This window comes from Halomonas sp. SIMBA_159, from assembly GCF_046536035.1.
GTDB classification, from domain to species: domain Bacteria; phylum Pseudomonadota; class Gammaproteobacteria; order Pseudomonadales; family Halomonadaceae; genus Vreelandella; species Vreelandella venusta_A.
The window spans coordinates 1-244 of sequence record NZ_JAWJBT010001327.1 but is presented as its reverse complement, the minus strand read 5'-3'; the positions used below and the strand labels follow the sequence as shown (position 1 = coordinate 244).

Genomic DNA, 244 nt, shown 5'->3' with positions numbered 1-244 from the left:
CGCTCCTTGGCTGAACGCGCTTTGTTCACCCCCAGGCTTGCCTGCTGCTGGGCAATTTGGCGCTGCAAAGTGGTTAGCTCAACCTGGTCAGCATCGGCGATGGTAATGGTGCCTACGCCCGCCGCCGCCAGATAGGGCGCCACCGGCGAGCCCAGCCCACCGGCACCGAGAAGCAGCGCATGGGCAGCGCGCAAGCGCTCCTGCCCTTCAATGTCCACTGCAGGCAGCATGATTTGGCGGCTAG

At 64.8% G+C, this 244-nt stretch carries 1 protein-coding gene; it reads right to left on the bottom strand.

Annotation, left to right across the window (positions count from 1 at the left end; all coding sequences use genetic code 11):
• Positions 1 to 244: HesA/MoeB/ThiF family protein (locus R0J87_RS23570; RefSeq protein ID WP_498889412.1), on the bottom strand; the 244-nt coding region annotated here is incomplete at both ends.